This window comes from Fundidesulfovibrio butyratiphilus (genome assembly GCF_054657235.1).
In genome coordinates this window covers 2,261,192-2,283,732 of the sequence record NZ_BAAHXA010000001.1, presented here as the reverse complement: position 1 = coordinate 2,283,732, position 22,541 = coordinate 2,261,192, and the positions used below count along the sequence as shown (strand labels likewise).

14 protein-coding genes and 2 pseudogenes are annotated in these 22,541 nt (G+C 58.4%); 6 read left to right on the top strand and 10 right to left on the bottom strand.

Annotation, left to right across the window (positions count from 1 at the left end):
* Window positions 1–17 precede the first annotated feature (17 nt).
* A complete protein-coding gene (locus tag ACYQ01_RS10445; protein ID WP_459933782.1) occupies window positions 18–1,040 on the top strand; it encodes an HD domain-containing phosphohydrolase in 1,023 nt (340 codons plus the stop codon).
* 578 nt (window positions 1,041–1,618) lie between these two features.
* On the opposite strand, the gene ACYQ01_RS10440 is transcribed toward ACYQ01_RS10445, so the two are convergent.
* The 5 genes and pseudogenes from ACYQ01_RS10440 to ACYQ01_RS10420 all read right to left on the bottom strand — a co-directional run bounded on the left by ACYQ01_RS10440 (window position 1,619) and on the right by ACYQ01_RS10420 (window position 9,252).
* Window positions 1,619–2,806, bottom strand: coding sequence for a methyl-accepting chemotaxis protein (locus tag ACYQ01_RS10440; protein WP_459933912.1), 1,188 nt, complete (start codon window positions 2,804–2,806; stop codon window positions 1,619–1,621).
* 123 nt (window positions 2,807–2,929) lie between these two features.
* A pseudogene (locus tag ACYQ01_RS10435) lies at window positions 2,930–3,196 on the bottom strand (PAS domain-containing protein); the annotation flags it as partial.
* Between the two features lie 453 nt (window positions 3,197–3,649).
* Window positions 3,650–4,333: a 4'-phosphopantetheinyl transferase family protein gene (locus ACYQ01_RS10430; protein WP_459933781.1), complete on the bottom strand. Its 684-nt coding sequence runs from the start codon at window positions 4,331–4,333 to the stop codon at window positions 3,650–3,652.
* A 134-nt stretch (window positions 4,334–4,467) separates the two neighbouring features.
* On the bottom strand, window positions 4,468–8,418 hold the full coding sequence (locus tag ACYQ01_RS10425) for a Pls/PosA family non-ribosomal peptide synthetase (RefSeq protein WP_459933780.1): 3,951 nt from the start codon (window positions 8,416–8,418) through the stop codon (window positions 4,468–4,470).
* Between the two features lie 660 nt (window positions 8,419–9,078).
* Window positions 9,079–9,252, bottom strand: coding sequence for a hypothetical protein (locus ACYQ01_RS10420; RefSeq protein ID WP_459933779.1), 174 nt, complete (start codon window positions 9,250–9,252; stop codon window positions 9,079–9,081).
* A gap of 659 nt (window positions 9,253–9,911) precedes the next feature.
* On the opposite strand from ACYQ01_RS10420, the gene ACYQ01_RS10415 reads away from it, so the two are divergent.
* Window positions 9,912–11,405, top strand: coding sequence for a GNAT family N-acetyltransferase (locus ACYQ01_RS10415; RefSeq protein ID WP_459933778.1), 1,494 nt, complete (start codon window positions 9,912–9,914; stop codon window positions 11,403–11,405).
* Between the two features lie 470 nt (window positions 11,406–11,875).
* A complete protein-coding gene (locus ACYQ01_RS10410) occupies window positions 11,876–13,834 on the top strand; it encodes a DUF4387 family protein (RefSeq protein WP_459933777.1) in 1,959 nt (652 codons plus the stop codon).
* Window positions 13,835–14,254: 420 nt separating this feature from the next.
* Here ACYQ01_RS10410 and ACYQ01_RS10405 read toward each other — a convergent pair whose 3' ends face one another.
* The 3 genes from ACYQ01_RS10405 to ACYQ01_RS10395 form a co-directional block, all read right to left on the bottom strand.
* The gene (locus tag ACYQ01_RS10405; RefSeq protein ID WP_459933776.1) at window positions 14,255–15,559 is read right to left on the bottom strand and encodes a PAS domain-containing sensor histidine kinase; all 1,305 of its coding nucleotides are present in this window, start codon (window positions 15,557–15,559) and stop codon (window positions 14,255–14,257) included.
* A 648-nt stretch (window positions 15,560–16,207) separates the two neighbouring features.
* Window positions 16,208–16,534, bottom strand: coding sequence for a DUF1987 domain-containing protein (locus ACYQ01_RS10400; protein ID WP_459933775.1), 327 nt, complete (start codon window positions 16,532–16,534; stop codon window positions 16,208–16,210).
* A 346-nt stretch (window positions 16,535–16,880) separates the two neighbouring features.
* Entirely contained in the window at window positions 16,881–17,171 is a 291-nt protein-coding gene (locus ACYQ01_RS10395) for a hypothetical protein (protein WP_459933774.1), read from the bottom strand.
* A gap of 671 nt (window positions 17,172–17,842) precedes the next feature.
* Here ACYQ01_RS10395 and ACYQ01_RS10390 point away from each other — a divergent pair.
* Window positions 17,843–18,196: pseudogene (locus tag ACYQ01_RS10390) on the top strand (helix-turn-helix domain-containing protein); the annotation flags it as partial.
* Here the strand turns inward: ACYQ01_RS10390 and ACYQ01_RS10385 are convergent.
* Together ACYQ01_RS10385 and ACYQ01_RS10380 are read right to left on the bottom strand one after the other, a co-directional pair.
* Window positions 18,193–18,591: a nuclear transport factor 2 family protein gene (locus ACYQ01_RS10385; RefSeq protein ID WP_459933773.1), complete on the bottom strand. Its 399-nt coding sequence runs from the start codon at window positions 18,589–18,591 to the stop codon at window positions 18,193–18,195. The pseudogene ACYQ01_RS10390 and the gene ACYQ01_RS10385 sit on opposite strands and share 4 nt — an antisense overlap.
* Window positions 18,584–19,951, bottom strand: a complete 1,368-nt coding sequence (locus ACYQ01_RS10380) for an MmgE/PrpD family protein (protein WP_459933772.1) — start codon at window positions 19,949–19,951, stop codon at window positions 18,584–18,586. Before ACYQ01_RS10380 ends, ACYQ01_RS10385 begins: the two co-directional genes overlap by 8 nt.
* Before the next feature lie 375 nt (window positions 19,952–20,326).
* Between ACYQ01_RS10380 and ACYQ01_RS10375 the strand changes: the two genes are divergently transcribed.
* Together ACYQ01_RS10375 and ACYQ01_RS10370 are read left to right on the top strand one after the other, a co-directional pair.
* The gene (locus ACYQ01_RS10375; protein WP_459933771.1) at window positions 20,327–21,016 is read left to right on the top strand and encodes an isochorismatase family protein; all 690 of its coding nucleotides are present in this window, start codon (window positions 20,327–20,329) and stop codon (window positions 21,014–21,016) included.
* Between the two features lie 166 nt (window positions 21,017–21,182).
* Window positions 21,183–22,211, top strand: coding sequence for an ABC transporter substrate-binding protein (locus tag ACYQ01_RS10370; RefSeq protein WP_459933770.1), 1,029 nt, complete (start codon window positions 21,183–21,185; stop codon window positions 22,209–22,211).
* The last annotated feature ends 330 nt before the right edge of the window (window positions 22,212–22,541 follow it).

Genomic DNA, 22,541 nt, shown 5'->3' with positions numbered 1-22,541 from the left:
AGAATCCAGAGGCCGCAATGAAAGTACTCATCGTCGATGACGAACCGATCAGCCGTAAAACCATGTGCATATATTTGGAGAAGTTCGGTTACGAGGCCTTGCAGGCGGAAAACGGCGCCCAGGCGTTTGCAATATGGAACGCCCAGTCCCCGCGCATCGTGTTGACGGATTGGAACATGCCCACCATGAACGGTCTTGAACTCTGCCAGCGGATACGCTCCTCCGAACGAGACGATTACACATACCTCATCATGGTCACCTCGCGCGACGAATCCAAGGACCTCATTTCCGGCTTCGAGGCGGGCGTGGACGACTACGTGACCAAACCGGTCAATAAGCATGAGCTTTTCGTCAGGCTCAAGGCGAGTGAACGTATTTTTGCCTTGCAGGACAAGGATACGGTCATCTTCGCCTTGGCGAAACTCGCCGAGACCCGAGACCCGGAAACAGGCGGCCATTTGGAGCGTATTCAGATGTACTGCCGGGTTTTGGCGGAACAATTGTCTTTGACCACGGAATTTCCCGAAATCAACCGGACATTCATTGAGACGCTGTTCGCCACCAGTCCGCTGCACGACGTGGGCAAAGTCGGCATCCCCGACCACATCCTCCTCAAGCCTGGCCGGCTTGACGCCGAAGAGTTCGAGGTGATGAAGACCCACACCACTATCGGCCATGCGACCCTGCACAGCGCCTCTTTAAAGAAGCCGCGCGCTGAATATTTGCGCATGTCGGCGGAAATCGCCAGGTCGCACCATGAGAAATGGGATGGCTCCGGTTATCCTGATGGTCTCCGGGGCGAAGCCATCCCCCTCTCCGCCAGGATAGTCGCCGTGGCCGATGTCTATGATGCATTAATTTCAAAGCGTGTCTATAAGCCCGCGTTTTCGCACGAGCAGGCCTTTTCCATCATTGTCGAGGAGGGGGGATCGCATTTCGATCCGCGTATTGTTGACGCCTTTGTAAAGATCCAGGGCACGGTCAAAGAGATATCCCTCAGCTTTCAGGCCTCCGCATACCAAGAGCACAAAGCGACATGAGAGAGGGGCGCCAGAGCGTACAGAGAGCAAGCAGGGGAACTACACTCCTTTGTGCTCGAAGGGCTCTGGCGCTGGTTGCAAGACGCGTGCGTGTATTTGCGGACCTTCGCAACGGGAAGCGAAGCGAGAAGGACATGGGCGAGTGGGGCGGCTGCACGCCTTGTTGTCGGCGGCCATATGGAGCCAACGCGGGGGCGGCCATATCAGCCTGTTGAAAATTCTTGCTGGCCGCGTTGCTGCGAAAAACGCAAACCCTCAACGGATGTCAACTCCGCCTCAGGCTTGACTTTTTTGCGCGCCTTGCCAGCACGTTTTTTGAACAGGCTGCACGAATCGACTGTTTGGGCGGGCTGTTATGGGTCGGAGCAAGACGGCCTGAATGCGACGAGAAACTGCCCAAGACCCCCAGGGCCGCTCCAGGACAAGGCGTTGTTCGGTTTTACCCGGTGCTTCCCACAAGCGCATGGTTGCCAAATCCTCCGGGGTCCTTCAAGCCAGCTTGGTTGGCCCCCCTCTCGCTCCTTCTGGAGCGAGAGTAGACGTACGTATTTGAGGAACGCTCCACGAGGAAAGACCCGTTACGCTTTGTGAGCTTTCATGTCGGCGACGAGGGTATTCATGATGCTTGCTTGATTTGCCAGTTCACCAACAGCTTGAGCTGATTGTCTCATGGCCTCAGCGTTCTCCATGGAAAGCCGGTTGACGTCTTCAATACTGCGGGTAATTTCTTCGCTGGCAGAAGACATTTCTTCTGAAGCAGTTGCTATGGAACTGATTTGATCCGTTGTGGCCTCAGCGAGAGAAACGATTTCCAGCAAAGACTCGCCGGATGTATTGGCAAGTCCTATCACCTCGTCAATACTTTCCCTGGAATACTCGACATTGTCTATGTTTTTCTTTGTTCCGTCTTGGATGCCTCGAATCGCTACATCAACTTCTTTGGTGGCTGTCATTGTTTTTTCAGCCAATTTGCGGACCTCATCCGCGACAACTGCGAAACCGCGTCCAGCTTCTCCGGCACGGGCCGCCTCGATAGCTGCATTGAGGGCCAGGAGATTCGTCTGGTCAGCGATGTCCGAAATAACATTCAGGATTTGGCCGATCCCTTGTGCCTGCTTGCCCAGGTTGTCCATGTCATTTTTCATCTCTTGGGATTGTTTCTGGACGCGTCCAACCCCCTGGGTAAGCTGGGTAACGAGCTTGGCGCCATTTTCGGCTTTAATTTTTGTATCCTCGGCCGAGATGGCAGCATTGGAAGCATTTTTGGAAATTTCAATAACAGTTGCATTCATTTCTTCCATTGAAGTCCCGGTTTCGGCTATGCGATTTGCCTGCTCTTCAGAACCTCGACTCGATTGTTCAATCTGAGCAGAAAGCTCTTCGGATGCAGACGTGACTGTTGCAACCACTCCTTCGAGTTGCTCGGCTGCTTGTCGGTAACCATTTGCAACCGCATCCTTTGAATCCTGAATATCGACAAGCGAACCACATGCCCGGGTTGCTTTCCCGCTCTTGTCCCGCGTCACTCCACCTGTTCCCCTGAACCAGCGGTACGAGTTGTCGCGCATACGCAGTCGGTAGGTTATATCATAGCCTTCCGTCTTGCCTTCCAAAGCCGCTCCGAAAACGGCGAATGTATGGGGACGGTCTTCGGGGTGCAAGCGGTCGCTCCACGAGCCGACAACATCCGGAAATTCCTCCTTGCTCGAGAATCCCAAGAGGCGACGGAATTCAGACGACCACGTCCAACGACTTTTCGGATCCATGGGGTCACCGTTTGTAAGCACCACTTCCCAAAGGCCTATTCCGGCGGTTGTCCCCAATATCGCTAAGAGCTCTTCGCGTTGATACCCCTCATGAATATCGACAAGCGAACCGCATGCCCGGGTTGCTTTCCCGCTCCTGTCCCGCGTCACTCCACCTGTCGCCCTGAACCAGCGGTACGAGTTGTCGCGCATGCGCAGTCGATAGGTGACATCGTAGCGTTCCGTTTTGCCTTCCAAGGCCGCTCCAAAAACGGTGAATGTCCGGGAACTATCTTCCGGGTGTAAGCGGTCGCTCCACGAGCCGACTACATCTGGGAATTCCTCCTTGCTCGAGAATCCCAAAAGGCGACGGAATTCAGACGACCACGTCCAATGACTTTTCGGATCCATGGGGTCACCGTTTGAAAGCACCACATCCCAAAGGCCTACTCCAGCGGTTGAACTCCATAATTCTACGAGCTTGGCATTTCGACGCATGTTTTTGAAAAATATTGTATCGAACATTCGACTCTCCTGTTCGCCTGGATGAGTGTGTTGCCAGTTGCGCGCTGCAAGAATCGACTTTTGGGGCGGGCAGTTAGCCGGACGGCATGGACCGTGTAGGCCTGTAATATCCCGGATATATGAAAAATGGATACCCCATTCGGACAAATCCAACCGACCGGAAGCCCTATTTAATTCTATACACAAATTCAAAATGTCTTGCAACATGGGGGGCCGTCCGGGTTTTTCGTGGGGTGGGGCCGGCACTGGTCTTCCCAGGAGGGCGAACAGGAAGGATACGGACCTGTATGTGCGGATTCTGGGGTTGAGAGAACCGCGGTGTATGAAGTTGCTTGGGAGTCAGCCGCCGAGCAGGGCGGCGAGGTCCGTACGGAGTATCTTCACCGCTGGCGCTGACAGGTTCGTGGCCAGGGCGCACAGCCAGCCTGGGGTCAATTCAGGACGAAATATCCTCCAGACCTCCCCGTCCAGGGGAATGGTTTCCCCCCGGGCGTCGATGCGACTTGGATCCAAAAACATCCCCCGTCCGTCGGCCTTGAGAACCGCCTCCTTGCCCGTCCATACTTCGAGAGCCCGCCTGGATGGATTCCCGGCCGACCGGATATCGGCCATTTCTCCGGAACCGAAAGCCGCATCGAGCGCTTCGATAGGGAGTTGCGCCAAGACCTCCACGTCCACCCCCACCCGACCAGGCAAGCTCACCGCCGCCGCGACAAGGCCGCCGGAGTGGCTCACGCTGCAATCCGCTGCGCAGCCCGACAGGGAGGGGCGTCCAAACCGATCCAAGCTCCACCGCATCAAGTCGACGGGGGCCACACCCAGGGTCTCCAGCGCCAGCCGGACAAGCAACCGCCCCAGGACTCGGGTTTGGCGATCCACCAGATTGCGCCAGCGCGCTATTTCCCGGCCCATGTGGGGAGGCAGTCGATTCAGTGCGGCGGCCATAGAGCCATCCGGCCATGGCTCCCGGGCCTGCGCCCAGACCAGGATGACCCGTCCTACCGGGTGCGAATGGTTGGGCATGCGCCTCCAGGCCCATCGGCCGTCGCAGGGAGGAATCCTCTGCGGGCAATGCGCGACTTCGTCCCGCAAGGAGTCTTTCCGAACAAGGTCACCGCGCGCTCACTTGTCCAGTTCAAAGAACCGCAGGCGGCCTCTCAACCAACGCGCCTCGCCGGCGCCCCCTGCCATTTGGTGCCCTGAGGCAGGGTCTCGCCCTTCATCAAAAGGGACAGATCCCCCAGGGACACATTGTCCTCAAGGTACGTGTTGTAGAGGACCGTGGCCTTCATGCCCACTGTGCAGCGTTTGCCGATGATCACCTTGCCCACTTTCATGACCCGGTCCTCGAAGAGGTGGGTCTGCAGGTTGGCGTCCTCGTTCAAGGCTGCCTCCTCACCGATCTCCACAAGATCGAATTCCGTGAACCAGGTGGAATCGATGTAGCAGCGCGGCCCTACCCGCATGCCAAGCAAACGCAAGGGCCAGCGGATGAACGGCGTCCCCCGTAAGAGATCGAGCAGAAACAGGGTCCCAAAGTTCTCATACACTCCCGTGACCAACTCCGTGCGCCAGACAAAGCCGCACCAAAGGGGGTGGTTGCTTTCGCGGTAGCGGCCAACCACCAGCCATTTGAGCCCGGCCACCAGCAGCAGAGCCACCGCGCCCGCGGCCAGATACAGAAACGGCAGCGATGCGATCTGGAGCCACAAGGGCAGCCAGTCCTGGTACATGTCCACCACGTTCATGATCATGGTGGCCAGCAGCACGAAAAGCGTCAACGGCAGGGTGACGCGGAAGAACTCGATGACGTAGCGCAACAGCACCAGATGCCATGGCGGAGAATAGGTTTGCTTTTCCGAAAAGTGTTCGGCCTCCTGCCGCCTTGGCAAATGAATGGCCGGAGACCCGAACCAGGAGGTTCCCGTGGGCACGGGATTGACGACCGGCGTGGTGGACAGACAGCCGACCAAGGCCCCGTCGCCCAAGACCATGCCCCCTGGCACCAGGGCGCTGTTGCCCACAAAGGTTCTGTCGCCCACGTGCACATATCCGATACTGATGAACCCGCCGCGCACGCTGGGCGCGCCGACCATGGCGTCGTCGGCCAGGAAGCAGGCCTTGCCGGCCACCAGAAATTCGGGGTTCACATGGCGCACCGTGGAGATCTCCGACCCCTTGCCCAGGCGCGCCCCCAGTACGAAAAACCAGGGCTTGAGGTAAAGCGTGGAATACAGTGTGCCCAAGATTTCCAGGCTCACCTGCATAAGCTGCGTAAGAAACCACTTGCGCCAGTAGAACCAGCCGCGCAACGGGTAGCGTCCTTCCTTGATACGGGGAAGGAAGAGCCATTTGAAAACAACTACCTCCAGACATATCAGCAGAATGAAGGATATGCCGACCACTGGCGCGTAGAGCAGCCACCAGTAATAGGGATCAATGTTGTCAAGGACCTCCATGAAGATCAAACCCGGGAAGATCGCGCCTTCCACAAGCAGGGGGAAGAGAAACACTCCCAGAAGGAAAAGCAGCCCATAGCCGAAAGACCAGGTCCTGGGGGGAGGGACATCCTCGAAAGTCCCCGCCGACACGGCCGGCGTACCGCTATACAAGTGGCCGGAAGGAATCACTCCGCCTTCCGGCAACATGGACAGGTCCGCCAGGCCGGAATTGTCCTGCATGACGGTGTTGGGGCCGAGCACCGAACGGTTCCCCACGAAGCAGTTCTTGCCGATGGTTACGGGCGCCAAGTGCAGTTGGCCGTCTTCCACCCAGGATCCGTCCACGCTGCTGTCGTAGCCGATGCTCGCGCCGTCGCCCACGGTCAAGAGGTCGAAGGTCATCAGCCCCGCTGTGCCGAAAAAGACGTCCTTGCCCACCTTTGCCCCGAGCAGGCGGTAATACAGGCAGATCAGGGGCGAGCCCGCGAGGTATTTCACGGCCACGGCCCGGGACAGTTGGCGTACGAACCAAAACCGGAAATAATACCACCCCCACAGCGGATGCCGGCCGGCCTTGATGCGCCCAAGAAGCAGCCACTTGGTCAGCGCCACCACGCCCAGCAGCAGGGGATAGGACACGGCATAGACCAACAAGCCCGCCAACAGGGACGGACCAAGTTCCCAGTGGTCCAAAACCAGATACGCCGAGGTGAAAAAAGGCCCCAACCACTGCCAGGCATAGACCCCGGCCAGCACCACCACGGCCAGGAGCTGGCCACACGCGCAGGCGAAGTGGCGCGAAGGGGAGATTTTCCGGAAGACTTGGCCTGGAGCCGGTTTCGGCGCCGTTGCGCTTTGGTCGCGGATTGTGGCCAGGGATTCTATGGTCGGGTGCTGGTAGACATCGCCGACGGATACGCCGGCGAACCCGGGCACATGGCGCAGCTTGGAGACCATGACCGCCGCAAACAGCGAATGTCCGCCCAGATCCAGAAAGAAGTCGTCCGTGACCGAAAGGCCCTTGCGTTTGAACACCTCCTCCCACACGCCGGCCACGTCGCGCTCGACTGGACTGCGTGGGGCGGTCACCTGGCGGTCCCGATCCTCGAAGGGGTCCTCCGGGGCGGGCAGGGCCTTGCGGTTGACCTTGCCGCTGGTCAGCAGGGGCAACGCAGCGATCACGTCCAGGGTCGCGGGCATCATGTAGGGCGGCAAGCGTTTGGCCACAGTCTCCCGCATGAAGCCCACGTTCAGGTTCGAGCCCTGGCGGGCCACCACGTAGGCGGCCAACGCGCCGGTTTCCCGCCACATGGTCACCGCGGCGCACTGCACTCCCGGGCATTGCATGAGCACGGCCTCGATCTCGGTAAGCTCAATACGGTAGCCCCGGACTTTGACCTGATCGTCTGCCCGGCCCAGATAGTCGATATCCCCGTCTTCGGTGAAGCGGGCCAAGTCCCCGGTGCGGTACAGGCGTACCGGTTCGCCGGTAACCCGCTCCGTCGTGATGAAGCGGTCCCGCGTGAGGTCGTCACGGTTCAAATACCCCCGGGCCACGCCCGGACCGCCGATGAAGAGTTCCCCCTCGGCTCCCGGCGGCACGGGGTCGAGCTTTTCGTCCAGGATGTAACAGCGGTAATTGGGCAGCGCTTGGCCTATGGTCACCGGCCGGTTGGGAACGAGCACGCCGTAGGTGGCCGCAACGGTGGTTTCCGTGGGGCCGTAGGAGTTGAATATGGTCCGGGTGGGGTGGTGCCAACGCGCGGCGAGGTCCTTGGGGCAGGCCTCGCCACCCACGATGAGAATCCGCATGGTGTCGATGTCGCCCTCGATCATGGAGAGAAGCGTGGGCACGCAGGACAGCACGGTCACGCCGCGTTGGCTCAAGGCTTGGCCCAGCATGGGCCCGGTGCGCATGATCTCCTTCGTGCCGGCCACAAGGGTGGCTCCGTGCAGGAACGCCATCCAGATTTCTTCCAAGGAGGCGTCAAAGGCCGTGGAAGCGCATTGAAAAACGCGGTCCCCGGCATTGATGCCGTAGACCTTGGCCTCGGAGCGCACCAGGCTGCAGATGTTGCGGTGTTCAATCAGGCAACCCTTGGGGCGGCCAGTGGTGCCGGAGGTGTAGATCACGTAGCACAAGCTCTGCCGGTCAAGCCCTGTCTGCTCCCGGCTCAGGGGCGTGTCCGGCTGCTCCACCAGGCCAGGGCCGTCGCGGTCAGCCAAATAAACCGGCGTCTCCCCAACTTCCTGGCCCAGGGCCTTAAAGAGCGCCGCATCCGTTATGCAGAGCTTGGCAGCGCAATCCTCCAAAATAAACCCAACGCGGTCAGGAGGATAGGCCGGGTCCAGGGGGACATAAGCGGCGCCGGCCTTGAGCACGCCCAGCATTGCCACGTAAACAAATTCAGTCTTGGGCAAAAGCAGAGCCACCCTGTCTTCAGGACCGATGCCAAGAGCTCGTAGATAATGCGCCAGTTGGTTCGCTCTGCGATTCAAGTCATGGTACGTTATGGTTACAGCGTCACTCTCTACGGCTATCTTTTCGGAGAAGTGCTTGACTGTTTCCTCGAAAATCTCATGAAGGAGCTCGTCCCTGTCCAAATCAGCATCGTACGGAAGACCGCTAAGCTTTTGCAACAACCCTTCGCATTGGACGTCTTGCATGTGTAATGGCCCTTAAAGAATGTATGTAGGTACAGAAAACAACCGAGACACGCTTCTATCTCGGCCTACTTGGAAAATCATTACGAACTTATGAATGCATGTTGTTGCTCACAATCGGAAAAACCAATTGGCAAGTTGTATTCAATATCAAAGATGCGACTTCGACAATTCCATGGCGTGTACCCCAGGCCACAAATTTCGCCATCGCGTTATTTGTGTGCGGCGCACGAACGGCGCACAAACAATGCATCTGAAATGATCGAAAGTCCAATGAGAAGCCGCCGACCGGGACGGACCCATCCCCTTCAGTCATCCCGGTGTAGGGGAGGCTGGTACTGAGCGAAAAGGTTTCATATCGCCTGCGGGGCCATCCCATCACTGCTAAAGGAGCACGCAAATCAATGCCGAATCGTGCGCAGTCTTATATTTCCTTAAGGGGGCGGCTTCTGGATGTTCACACAGGGGATGCTGCTTCACCGCGACTTCGGTGTTCGGGAGCGCCAACAAAAGTGTTGGCGGAAGTAGCCAATGTAAAAAAAGGAGGGGTTACCCAATTTCTTGGATAACCCCGCCGAAGGCGAAGCCGGAAAGGCTGGACAAGAACGCGCCCATGCACGAGCCGGGCAGCATGACCGCGACGCTCATGCCTGCCGAGGCACCTTACAGCCGGTAGCGTATTTCGTTGAACAGGAAGATGATCCAGAAACCCACGGCGATCACGCTGGCGAAGAGGAGCGCCGTTCCCCAGCCGATCACCGCCGGGCTCCCGTAGGCGCCCCTGGCTCCCTCCCAAAAATAGTAGGCCACGGCGGAAGAAATAGCGGCGATGATCACGTTCCGCTTGTTGTGCCACAACGCCAGCGGCTTGTTGTCGCCGCAGTAGGGACACGGGTGGGAATAGTCGTTGTACGATGCCCATTTTGTGGAGCCTTCCGATATGTAACTGTAGGAATGCTCCGTTACGTGCTCACTGACGACCAACTCCTTCCCGCACGACCGGCACCGCGCCATTTTGACGCTTGTCGGGTGGAGTGCCGTCTTGCATTTTGGACAATTCACCGCCCTGCGGCTGACACTCAAGCCGCAGTTTGGGCAGTTGATCATGTTCCCCATGCCACCCTCGCGCAGTGTTCTGAAATCATGCAACGATGCATACATGAACCATATGGATTCTCCGTGCCACTGGCAAGGGTTACCCTCCCGCATCCAGGCCAGCCGGGCCACCGAGTGGGCACACCATGGCCTCCATGGGACTTCGGCGTCTGCCCCATCGGACTCACGGGGTTGATGCGTGAGGTACGCGCGCCGCAGGTCGAGACTCTCGGTCGCGCTCGGTACTGTCTCAGCCCTTGGAGTCGAAAAAGGCCGCATCCGACTCTTCATTCCTTTTTGCGAGGAGTTCCTTGGCGATACAAGACGGCCCGCCCTTCACGGTGGCGCCATCTCGACCGAGAAGGATTGGCTGTCGGGCGACATTCGGATAGAGTCGCAGCATGTTACAGCCCTTGCGCACCCGCGCGAGCGTGCCTGCTGACGGCCGGTTTCTGGCCATTCTCCAGGGGCATGTCCGCGAACTCGCCGTGATCGCTGGCTTCTCCTCCAAGGACGCCACCGCCCTGGAACTGGCCACGGAAGAGGCCTTCCTGAATATCCTGCAGCATGCCTTTCCAGATGGCTCGCCCGGGGAGGTCTTTCTGGAAGGGAACATCCTGGAAACAGAGTTGTGGCTGACGTTTCGGGATGAGGGGATGCCGTTCGACCCCTCCCTGCTCCACGTGCCCGATCCGGCTGCGGACGCCGACGCTGCCGGCTCGGGCCTCGGCTTAAAACTCATCCGCTACGCCGTCGATGAAGTGCACTGGGTCAATTGCGGGCGCCAGGGGAAGGAACTGCGCCTGATTAAACGCCTGCCCCAGGCCGTAGACGCCGTTGCGTCCGCCGAGACCGAAAAGGTGCAACAGGCGGACCCCCAGCCCTACGACATCCGGCCCATGCGGCCCGATGAAGCCCTCCAGGTGGCGAGGATCTTCTGGCTGGCCTACGGCTATTCCTATAAAAACGACAATTTTTATCGGCCCGAGGGACTGCTGCATCTCGTTGGGAGCGGCAGACTCATCAGCTATGTGGCCGTCACGCGAAAGGGCGAGGTCGTGGGGCATGCCGGCCTCCTCCGGTCCGAACCCCTGGCCATGGCCGAAGCCGCCCTGCTGGTGGTGTCGCCGTCCCACCGGGGGCGGGGCCTCATGAATGCCCTGACGGACGCTCTTACCGCCAAAGCTCGGGAACTGGCGCTGTTCGGCCTGTCGCTCAATCCGGTCACGAGCCACCCGGCCAGCCAGCGGGAGGTGATCCAGATCGGCGGACGGCCGTGCGGACTGGATTTGGCCGCCTGTCCCCCCCGGCGGTTCAAGGGCATGCACCTGGACCAGATCGTGCCCCAACGGGAATCCTACCTCCACTGCTTCCAGTATCTGATGCCGCCGCCTAAAGCCGTGGCCCATGTGCCGTCGCGCCACAGGGACATGGTGGGAAGCATCTACGACCAGTTGCAGCGTCCCCTCACCTTGGGTCCCCTTGGTCCGGCCTCTTTGCCTGGAGATTATCGGGTCTCGTTCGACCGGGAACTCCAGAAAGGGGTGATCCGGGTTGTGCGCGCCTATGCCCGGCAGTGGCCGGAAATCCTGCGGGCGGCCGTCGATCTGGTCGAGATCGCCGGGGCCGCTGTGGTGGATCTCGATTTGCCCCTGGCCCAGCCGGCCACGGCCTTGGTGTGCGAGCAGGCCGAGGCGGCAGGCTTTTTTTTCGCCGGCGTCTGGCCCCACGAGGCGGCGGATGGCGACGTGTTGCGGTTGACCCGGCTGGCAGCGCCCCTGGACCTCGACCGCCTGCGTTTCTCTGCGCCCTTCAGTCGCGAGGTTGCCGCCTACGTGGGCAAGGAGATGGAACGGGCAAGCCGAACGACGGGAGTCGGTGACGCCACCCCCTGATCCTTTCTCCTCGCGGCGTTCTGCCGCGCCGAGTGTCGCGCCCTTGAAGAGGGATTGTCTTGGGGCAATCCACGGCTCTATGCATGGAATCCACTCAAGAACGCCTGCGTTTGAACCGCATGAAAAACAATGGATTCTGGTCGGGCTTCGTACGGTGGTCCGCCGTGGGCGCGACTGTACGGGAGTTGCCGAGGAAACGAGGAAAATTTTTGGCGGATTGTGTATGACATCCTGCTCCGCTTGCGATAACAAGAAACCCATACTCGGTTTCCCGAAGCCCGCCCCGTGGCAGGCTCGGGCCTTCTCGTTTCTGAATCCGTTTGCCTTTCCCTGCCTCTGATTTGACCAAGGAGGTGACGGGAGGAGCAAATACCACTGGACTTCGCGGAATGCTGGAGGGCTCCATGGCTTACCGCATACTCGCCTCGAAATTGGGTTATAGCTGTCCGCAATCGTCATGGGACGAGGCCATGAAATGGAAGCTGGACTGCATAGGCGCCGATGCCGGCTCCATGGACTTCGGCCCCTATTATCTCGGTTCGGGGGCCTGCTATTTTCCCCCCCAATCCCTGCGTCATGATTTTTCCATGCTCCTGGCGGCCGCGCTACGCCAGGACTGTCCTCTCCTTATCGGCACCCTGGGGACCACCGGCGCCAGACGCCAAGTGGAGGCCATGCTGGTCATCATCAAGGATGTCCTGGCCGAGCACGGAGTCCGGGACCTGCCGGTAGCCGTCATTTCCAGCGACGTGGACGCCTCGTTGCTGCTGGGACGGGTCGACGCCCTGAGGCCCCTCGGCCGAATGCCCCGGCTGACCGAGGAAGCCGTGGCCAAGAGCGTCATGGTTTCCCAGATGGGCGTGGCCCCCTACATCACGGCTTTGGAGGAAGGCGCGCGCATCGTCCTCGGCGGCCGATCCTGCGATGTGGCCATTTTCGCCTCCGATCCCATCCGGCGCGGAATCGATCCCGGCCTGGCCTTCCAGGCCGCCCATATCCTGGAATGCGGGGCCATCGCCTGTGATCCCGGTTCGGCCAGCGATTATCTCATCGCGGAATTCCGGGACAACGGCGACGTGGTGTTCACCCCGCCCAACAAGGAGCGCAAGGCCACCATCTACTCCATCTCCGCCCATGCCCTGTATGAAGAGAACCACCCCTCCCTCCAGTTCTATCCGGAAGGGGTGCTCGACATGCGCTCCACCCGCTATTTCCAGGACGGAGAACGTTCGGCCGGCTTTCGCGAGCCCGCCTTTTACACCAGCCCGCTTTCCGTGAAGATCGAAGGTTCCATGCCCGTGGGCAAGCGCCGGCTTTCCCTGTTCGCCCTGGCCGCGGACCCGGCCACCTTGCCGGCTCGCTTGCGGGAGGGGCGGCTCATCTACGGCTACAATGCCGTGGAGACCACGCCGGTGCCGTCCGGAGAACGGGAGATCGGCATCGTCATCCGGGTGACGGCCAAGGAGGAGGGCCAGGCCGCGGCCCTGGCCTCGATCCTCAAGGGGTTCCTGCTCCACCTGGGCTATCCCGGGCGCATCACAACGGCCGGCAATTTGGCCTTTCCCCTGTCCCCCGGAGAGTTCTCGCCCGAAAGCACGGACGGCGCCCACACCACTCTGGTGGTGGCCGGCTCCCGGGAACCGCTTTTCATCGACCAGACCGACACCCTGTTCACCATGATCCGCGACTTGGCCCAGATGGACTATCCCGAACTCGCCGCCGCCTGCCAGGCCGAGTTCCTGGTCTTTGACGCGACAAACCCGCTCATGCTCGTGGAAACCATCGCCGACACCGACGAGGAGGCGATCCGACTGCACGCTCTGGCCTTGGAGGAGCTTGCGACGTACCGGGACAAGAGTGGTTTCGCCGCCCTGAACGTGTCCTTGGGGGAGACCTATGTCTGGAGCGTCTATCACTTGTGGCACGACCAGGCCGCCATCGAGGCCTCGCTGTTTCCGATTCGGCTCCACTCCGTGACCGGGCGGGACTGGACCCTGACCAAGGAGTGCCAGCCGCGCTACGCCCCCATGGGCACCCCGCCCCCCGGTCCCATCGACGAGCGGACCATCGACGTCATCGAGGACCGGCCGCCTGCCGGCCAGCCGCGCGGCACACGCCCCCTGCGCGAGATGGTCAAGGTGTTGCGCTCCAAGGATGCGGGCATCAACACCATTACCTACGACATCTTCTTCAAGTCGCCCGAGGACTACGCCCAGGCCCTGGCCTCCAATGTCTTTCACAAGAAGGCCGTAGCCGCCCTGCTCGGGATTTCGGAAGAGGACATGCTCGGCACCTACCGGGCGGACGCCTGCTACGCTATCAAGATCGCCCGGTTCCGGGCCATGGTTTCGGGAACACCGGGCAGTCCCGATGTTTTTGGCGCCCAGCAGCACATGCGCATCGAAACCATGCTCGTGCCGGTGTATTGAGCCGGCTGCGCCTGGAAAAGCAAAACACAGGGCTTCCGTTGCGGCGGAAGCCCTTTTCGTTTCCCGGCGCGGCCAAGGCGCGGGCGGAAACCAGACAGGGACACGCTGGCGAGCGGCTCGGCTTTTCGCGTGCGCGCGGGGGCTTGCCGGGGAGTCGCCTGTGTTGGGACCGGTACGCAAGGCCTGAACACGTTCCAGGCGCCTATCAGCCCGCCCAAAAAGTCGATTCGTGCAGCCTGCTTAAAAAATGTGCTGGCAAGGCGCGCAAAAAAGTCAAGCCCGAAGCGGAGTTGGCATCCGTTGTGAGGGTTTGAGCTTTTCGCGGCAACGCAGCCAGCAAGGATTTTTCAACAGACTGCTCTGCCGCGCGTCATGCCTTCCTCCCTGCAGGAGGCCCTGTTGTAATGTGGCGGCTGTGCTTCAATACCGGGGGAGACTGAAGATCACGCTGGTTCCCTTGGTATCATCGGAGACAACGTCCAGGTCGCAGGACTGGGTCTTGGCCATCAGATAGGCGCTATAGGTTCCAAGCCCCGTGCCGTCTTTTTTCCCAGAAGTAACATATTTATTGAAGAAAACCGGCAAAATCTGCGCAGGAACCGGCTTGGTGTTGTGCACGGCAAGCAAAATGCGTTCGCCCTCTTCAAGGCTGATGCGCACAGTCTCGCCGGCTTGCGAAGCCTCAAGGGCGTTTTTCACGATATTGCCCAACATCACACTGCTGAGCAGTTCATCAACCGCGGCCACCAGACGGTCCTCGGGCTTTATTGCCCGGCCGCCATACAGGGCGAGAAGCCCGACACCGAGATCGGTCGCCATACCGTGATATTCTTGCATGACCTTGCGCACCACGGCGACCATGTCGACCGGACGCGGATAAAACACGTAGCTCCCGGTTTCCATTCTGTAGATGTCGCGGGAGAGCTCGATCTGCATGAGCATCTTGCGCCCCGCCGAGGCGATCAACTCAAGCAATTCCGTTTGTTGCGTGGTAAGATTGTCATCGCTGGCAATGATTTCCGGAAGGTTGATGATGCCGTTGAGAGGGCCCTTCAGATCATGCTGCATGATTCGTTGCACGTCAGCCTGCAGTTTTTCCAATTCCTTGCGGCTGGTTATGTCGTCGATCAGCCAGATGACCTTCGCTTCCTTATGGTGAGGATCCAAGGACTTGCCGGAAAGCTCGGCAACAAACACACGCCCACCGCCGGTTTTGACCCTGCTCTCCAGCTGCAGAATTTCCCCTGGCTCAGGACAGGGCAGCCCCACCTCTTCACCGTTGCCGTTCCCGAAATCGAGCAAATAGTCTTTAAGCTTGCGCTCTTTCAACGAGTTGGGCAACTCCTCCAGAAGCTCGCAAAGTCGTTTATTGAAGCGGTCAAACGAACCGTCAGGTTCGAGCAGGGCGATGCCCATGGCGCTATTGTTGAAGATGGCTTCGAACTCATTGATCTTCATCTCGAGCTGAAGATTTCGATTGGAAAGATCATCATGGGCCTCGACGAGTTCCTTGCCCTGCTGACTAATGGTTCGATTGGCGTCCTTGAGGTATTTTTCCATACGGTCGCTGATGGCCACAAGCCGCCGCAGCAACCTGTAAAGCTTGGCGTACGACCTGTGCATCACGCGGTATTCTTTCTCGAAATCAACGCCCTCCGGCTTGGCCAGGATGGTGTCTGCATGATCGAGTACCGCTTTTTCTTTTTGATAGGCGTCAAAGGCCATTGCAGTATCCATGGGGTTAAGAGTGACGCGAAGGCCTAAGAGCCGCCAACTTCGCTGGCTAGGCCCAGGTGCGCAGGAACTACGCGTCGGCCTTAGCCGCCTGTTGAAAAATCCTTGCTGGCTGTGTTGCCGCGAAAAACGCAAACCCTCACGGATGCCAACTCCGCTTCGGGCTTGACTTTTTCTCGCGCCTTGCCAGCACATTTTTTGAACAGGCTGCACGAGTCGACTTTTTGGGCGGGCTGTTAGTCGATTTGTCCAAAGGCTATGCTACGTCGACCTCCTCAATTTGATTCGGCGGATGCATTGCTTCACGAATTCGCATCAGACATGCTTGTTAGACAAAGAGCAAACGTTTCAGGCAGCGAGCGTGTTTTTTCACGGAAGAGTTCCTAACCGATAAGGCATTGTCGGGGACTTGACTTGCTTGTAAGATCCATCGGAATTGGCCAGGGACAAGCTGGTTTGGTACACATGTCGAGAAACATCAGGCTCTCCAGCCCCATCCGCCAATGCAAAGCCGTTCAACGCGGTAGGGACAGGCTTGACGGTTCAGCTTTGGAGACCTAAAAGTTCATAGCTACGCCACGGCTTCAAACGTGTAAGTGGCGTGCTTAAGCTCCTCGCAAAAGTCTTCCCCGAGTTCTTTCATGTTCTCATCATCTTCTCATCATCTTCTTGGTAGACCCAAATGACTTCGACAGTGTTCCCTCTCCCGGCAGCCTCATCCAACAGTTCGAAAAGGCTCATCAAAACCTTCGCCGTGCTGCTATTGAAATACACGAGTTCAAATGTGAATCTTACGGTTGCGCCCGAAAAAGCTTCAAGGTGCTTCTCTAGCCTGCCCAGCATCTCGCCATAAAATTCATTCACATCTTCCGGGTAGGATTCGCCCTTCAAGCTGTAAACATTGGTGGTGAAATCAAAAGATACCTCAGGAGACCTTGGCCCTGCTTCAAGAGTAAGAGTATTCATTTTTGACATCCTTTGTCAGATATATACCTTTACACGGAAAGATGTTTTTCATCGTCCGGCTTTGTAAGATCGAAGGCGAGTCCATCGCTCGCTTGTTGCGTCATACGAAGAGACCCCGCATACGCACATTTACTGACTTGTAGAGCGTTATTCTTGGGCGTTTGGTCCCACAAGGCCTTTGGTGCTTCCTTGTTGAGAGTCTTTATTATGTCCAATGGAGACTTGAAATTTTTTGGTATCAGCCTTGTTCACCGTGTTGCCGCAACTCATGAAAATAGTATCCGCCGATTCGTCTACGCTCAAAATTCAATCCCGTATGGGTTAATTCTCGTTCCGTGACGTTTTCTCAGCGCAATAGTAAATATCTTCTGTGCTTGCTCGACAAAAAACGCAACCTCAGCTTGAATGACATTACGGTCAGCTTCCTCAAAATCAAGCTTTTTTTCAATGCATTGCCTGTCTGGCCGCCCAAAAAGTCGATTCTTGCAGCCTGTTCAAAAAATGTGCTGGCAAGGCGCGAGAAAAAGTCAAGCCCGAAGCGGAGTTGGCATCCGTTGGGGGGGGGCGATTTCCGCAGCAACGCACCCAGAAAGGATTTTTCAACAGGGTGTATGGCAAGCAGAATGTCCTCTGTCATGCCACGCTAGAACAAATAATAATCCCATTTTCCCCAGGATACTTCTTGAAATCCAACATGTTCAAGGCCAGCAGGAGTAACCCTCGGGACATAGACGTTTTCCGCCAACGCGTTCTGTTGGCGAGCCCTGTCGCACAGTCGCGCATGGGCGTCGGAGTGCTTTCAGGTCGTCACAGGCGTGTTGCCAAATTCGGCAATGTTGCAGAATTTCAAACGGTTCTGGCGTCTGCCGCAAGCGCGCAGGAAGGCAAGCGTTCCCCAACAGCCACCAGAACCATTGTTCCATAAACAAAAGTGAGACAAATAGCTTATATTACAACGGTCATTTATGTCATACTGTTTTTGTTCGGAATGTTCTTCAAATATACGCACATGCAAACAAAATGCGCCATCCATGTGTGGCGGTAATCAAAATCTTTTTGCGCTGGGGGTATTGCCTCAAGAGAATTTCGTCCTGCGGTAACCCCTTGCCCGAAAGAAACTCCTGCTCGGGTTAATCAATCTGACCCAGTCGAAATAATTCAAAATACTCGATAGCCATTCCCTCCCTCCGCTCAAGCCGGCGAGGGTCTTGCTTCTCATGGTTCGTCAACGCTCGCCGTGAACCGGCTCGCTTGACCGCACTGGCTCCGCGCCGCCAGCCTCGGGCCTTCCGCCTGAGGTATCCGCCCGTGAACGCCAACGATCTCCTGCCTCTCGGCCTTGGTCTGACGCCCTCGTGGCAGGTGGTGGGGCCGGTGCAGGATGTTGTGACAAGTCGCCAAGCGAGCTCCACTCGCAGTGGCGGGCCGTCTTGGCGAACGCCCTCCATGCCCGGAGTGCGGATTTCCCCTGCTTTTCGCAACAAACGGTCCTGCTTTTCGCCCAGGCGATGCCGGTCAACGCCGTGGCTTGCCGCGTCGGCGTCGCGGACAAGCGGATATGGCGGGTGGTGACGCACGACGTCATCAAGGCCATGGCCGGTTTGAGCGCAGCCGATTGACGGCGTCGGCCTGGACACAACCGCGACCAGGCGCGGCCATCACTCGTTGAATTTCGTGTACACGCGGCATTCCTTGATGGTGCCGTCCTCGGCGAAGGTATAGGCGTCGGCGCACCAGAAGCGGATGACGCTTCCCTTGGCATAGGCCTTGCCGAAGAAAGCGCCATCTTCAAGGAATTCCATCGTGATGGGCACCTGGAGATAGGCCGCGTTTTCGCCGAAGACCACCTGCTGCGGCGTACCGAGGGTCTCCTTGATGGCCTTGTGACAATCGAGCCAATACGCTTCCATGGCCTGGCGGCCTTGCACGCGCTGCTCCGAGGCGTTCCACACGCAGTCGTCGCTGACGTATTGGAACAAGGCATCCCAGTTCCTGGTGTTGTAGGCCGCGAAAAACGCCTCGAAATCCGCAACGCTCCTGATCGGTTTCTTACTCACGACGCACCTCCTGCTGCAATGGGGCCAACAGCCAGCCGAGTTCCTGTTCCTCTTCAATGGCCCAAAGACGGTCAACCATGCTCCGGGCTGTCTGCGGATCCACCAGCCGCGCCAGATATCGCGCCGTCTTGGTTTCGATGTCGGCATCGGACAGCGGCGCGCGAGGATCGCCCTTGGGGTACTCCAGCCTGGCTTCCAAGGAGGAAGATCCGGCCACATGTATGACGATGCGACACGGGGACTTGTCCGGGTAGGCCTCGGTCATGGCCGGATCGTCATGGAGAACGATCTTGGCCATGAGGGCCGTCAGCTCAGGGGACCGGGCCGCCTGGTCGCCGAAGGTGTCGTAATCGATGACGCCGCGCAGCAGCGCCGCGGCCACGCAATAGGACAGCGAATGGGTCCTGCCAGCCCGGCTGACCGGGTTGGCCGCGTCGGCCGTGCCGGCCTGGACCATGGCCATGTGGTATGTCCAAACATCCACCCGCGATACGCTTGCGGCGTCGAGTCTGTGAAACGCCGGATGCAGCATCAGGGCCGTGTCGATGGCGGTCTGGCAGAAGACCAGGGCCTGCCAACGCTTGAACACCACGCGTCCGAGATCGGGTGGTTCCTGCATAAAGGCCGTGGCATGGGGCAGGAATCGGTCCAGGCCCGCCGCGCCCTTGTAGATATCCACCGGCCCCTGAAAACCGGCCTGGGCCATGACCGCCGCGCTGACCCCGCGCATGGCGCAGGAGGCGTACGTGCAGTGCTTCCAGTCCGTGATGACGCCTTCCCCTCCCTGGTTGGGATTGAGCCCCATGGCTCCGGCCATGCGCTGCGCCTCCACCAGCTCCCGATGTCCGAGGCCCAGGACATGGCCGGTGATCAGGGCGGTGTAGACCCCGGCGACGGCGTCGTGGTCAAAGCCGCCGCCTTCCGGGTCGTAGTAGTCTGAAAAGGCGCAGGAAAGCATGTATGCCACGTACAGGCCGCGCAGAAGCTGCGCTCCGGTCAGGCCGCGCCAATCCGCCAGGGTCAGCAGCAGGGAGAGATTGTCCGAGGGGTGGCTGCCGCCCATGTGGTCGGGCGAAAGGTAGGTGTTGACCAGATCGCTCCGCCTGCCCAGGATGGTGTTCAAGAACGTTCCATGCACTATGTGGGCCGTGCTGCCGATGCCCCAGACGCCCACGCCGTCCGCGTCGGGAAAAGCGGCCGCGTAGCGCTTGAATTTTTCCAACAGGGGAACGTCCTGCAACGAGGCGCAGATACCGCTGAACGCATCCAGAACGTTGCGCTTGAGCAGCCGGGTCATGTCCGTTGACAGCGTTTGCCCGCCCAGTGCTTCGACCTTGGTGGCGATGCGTTCTTCCAGCATGGCGCGTCCCTTATTTCTCGGCACTTTTTGATACTGGAATTTCTAGCGTGCGCGCAACCATGTGTCAACAATGGTTGTATACCTGTGCTGATTTCAGAGAAGTTTTTATATAATTTTGAATAGCAATTGACATGCAACGTCGTGCGGGCAGTTTCTCCTGTCCAAGAGTAACGGTACGGGTAAATCTCTTGCCACAGACAGGATCCTTCCCATACACTGCAATGCAAAGCGAACGGGACATTGCGGAATCGCGCTTTGCGCGCGCCATGAGCCCGGCGCGTTTCCCCTGCCGTAATTGTAGCGCTTTCCTTGTTATCTCGTGTCACTGGCTCCAAAAATGTACCAGTGCCTTTGTACAAGCAACGGGGGACAACAATGAACTCCACTTCCGCGCTGGAATCCTTTGAGCAGCAAGTTCAGGCTTTTTTTACGTCTCTGGGGCGACCGGCCCATGTCTTTCCCCTCCGTCCCGAAAAGGCCGCGTTGCTCGTGATCGACATGCAGCAGTTTTCCTGCGCCCCGAGCCACGGAGCGCCGTTTCCCGGGCTGGCCGAGACTGTCGATCACATGAACCGCCTCGTGGATGCCTGCCACGAACAACGGATTCCGGTTATCTGGGTGCGACACAGTTTTCACACCAGTGAAACAGGCGACGATGCCGGTCTGTATCCATGCTTCCACAAGCAGCCTTTGTCACGGGGCATGTTCGATGAAGGACCGGATACCGCACTCTACCATGCGATGCATTATGACGCCGCCGTGGATTATGTGGTTTTCAAGAACCGCTACAGCGCGTTTGCCTCGACGCGTTCCGAACTCCCCGATCTCTTGCGGCGTCTCGCTCTTGAGCAGCTTTGGGTGGCCGGCGTGGTCACCAACGTCTGCGTGGAAAGTACGGCGCGCGACGCCATGCAGCGCGATTACGAAGTCATTCTGGTGGCTGACGCCGTGACCTCGCCGTTTGCGCTGGCCCATGCCGTTGCCTTGCTGAACTTCCGCGTCTTTTTTGGGGATGTGCGCACTGTGGACGACGTTGTCTCCGCTCTGGGGACAAGCCGCGAGTAAGGGCACCGCCTGTCTTCGAGAATACAGCGGTGAAAAACAGAGCGGGCGTACGCGAAAGCAATCGGATCGCGTTCCCGTGATGCGACCGTTCGGGAGGACTTTCGCCATGCGGAAATATAGGGCTTGGTCTATCGGAAGGGTGTTTTCGATACTGTTGTGTGCTGTCATGAGCGCGCACTCTCCGGCGATGGCGGCCGCGACCCTTGACTTCTTGTGCTGGGCTGGCGTCGATGAGCCCGCTTTGCTCGAAGCGTTTGAAAACGATACAGGCATCAAGGTGCAATGCAAAACTTTTGTTGGCGGGGATTCGATGTATTCCCTGCTGACAAACTCGAAGCGTCAATATGATGTCGTTATGGTCGGATCAGAATACATTGCAAAACTTTATGCGGATGGTCGTCTTGCGACGCTTGATCCGGCTGACTATGATTTGAGTCAGTACATTCCGACATTCAAAAGATTGCCGCCATGTTATGTAAAAGACACGATGATAGCCCTCCCGATAGAATTCGGCGCAAACGGATTGGCCTACAACACCAGCGTAATCTCCGCGAGCGAAGCTTCGTCCTATGCAATTCTTCAGTCTGACAAAGTAAAAGGAAAAGTCGGCGTTTGGGACAGGTATCTGCCAATCATGGGTGTTTTGAGCAAAAGTCTCGGGAATGCGGCGGCCTATGACATTTCGGATGAACAGTTCATGGCGCTGAAGAAGGCTCTGTTCGGCATGCGTCAGCAGATGTCTGTGATAGCGCCAAATTTTCCTGTTTTGATAGCGTCTCTTGCACGAGGCGAGACGGTTGTTGTCCCTGGCGGGGCGGCATTCTTTGCGACAGCTCTGCACCGCCAGGGCGTGCCAATCGACTGGATAATACCCAAAGAGGGGGGAGTCATGTGGGTTGACAGTCTGGTCGTCCCTACGGACGCTCCTCATCCAGACTTGGCTAAAATATTCTTGCAATGGATGTGTTCATCAAAAGCGCAAGCGTTGCTGGCAAATAAGAAAGCATTTTCAGCAAGCGTTCCCAATGCCGCTGCCTATTCGATGATAGACCCTGGCGTACGGAAGCTTTTGAAGACAGAAAATGGCGAAGAAGCAGAGGCATTGGCCAAGAAACTCGCCGTGCGCACATTTCCTGTGCAACAAACTGAGCAGATATGGCAAAATGCATGGGAGGAATTCAAGACAGGGAAGTAGTGCGTTTGTTGGGGGAAAAAGGCACTTTCGTCGGCTCTGTCCCGGCCTTGGCCCAAACTCCCATAGAAAACGAACAGCGATATCCAGCCTGGTGGATAACAATGACCAGTTTGCCCATACCTTCTCTGGCTACCAGTGTTGTCCAGTTGTGAACACAAGACTTGGCAAAGTGGTAGAGGGCAGCAAAATTGTTCTGGAGTGGCCCCCAATTTGACCGGACACCCTGGCCAACCGGAGCGGTAGGGCGAGTGTTTTGTCCCTCAAGAAAGAGCAGACGCTGTCTCCCTGAAGGAGGCCGCACGGGCGCAGGCATTCGGGAACGGCAGGAGC

Bases quoted from the DNA above. Each gene is read 5' to 3' on its own strand.
- ACYQ01_RS10445 (WP_459933782.1), top strand. From the start codon at position 18: ATGAAAGTACTCATCGTCGATGACGAACCGATCAGCCGTAAAACCATG.
- ACYQ01_RS10440 (WP_459933912.1), bottom strand. From the start codon at position 2,806: ATGGATCCGAAAAGTCGTTGGACGTGGTCGTCTGAATTCCGTCGCCTC.
- ACYQ01_RS10430 (WP_459933781.1), bottom strand. From the start codon at position 4,333: ATGCCCAACCATTCGCACCCGGTAGGACGGGTCATCCTGGTCTGGGCG.
- ACYQ01_RS10425 (WP_459933780.1), bottom strand. From the start codon at position 8,418: ATGCAAGACGTCCAATGCGAAGGGTTGTTGCAAAAGCTTAGCGGTCTT.
- ACYQ01_RS10415 (WP_459933778.1), top strand. From the start codon at position 9,912: ATGTTACAGCCCTTGCGCACCCGCGCGAGCGTGCCTGCTGACGGCCGG.
- ACYQ01_RS10410 (WP_459933777.1), top strand. From the start codon at position 11,876: ATGAAATGGAAGCTGGACTGCATAGGCGCCGATGCCGGCTCCATGGAC.
- ACYQ01_RS10405 (WP_459933776.1), bottom strand. From the start codon at position 15,559: ATGGCCTTTGACGCCTATCAAAAAGAAAAAGCGGTACTCGATCATGCA.
- ACYQ01_RS10400 (WP_459933775.1), bottom strand. From the start codon at position 16,534: ATGAATACTCTTACTCTTGAAGCAGGGCCAAGGTCTCCTGAGGTATCT.
- ACYQ01_RS10395 (WP_459933774.1), bottom strand. From the start codon at position 17,171: ATGACAGAGGACATTCTGCTTGCCATACACCCTGTTGAAAAATCCTTT.
- ACYQ01_RS10380 (WP_459933772.1), bottom strand. From the start codon at position 19,951: ATGCTGGAAGAACGCATCGCCACCAAGGTCGAAGCACTGGGCGGGCAA.
- ACYQ01_RS10375 (WP_459933771.1), top strand. From the start codon at position 20,327: ATGAACTCCACTTCCGCGCTGGAATCCTTTGAGCAGCAAGTTCAGGCT.
- ACYQ01_RS10370 (WP_459933770.1), top strand. From the start codon at position 21,183: ATGAGCGCGCACTCTCCGGCGATGGCGGCCGCGACCCTTGACTTCTTG.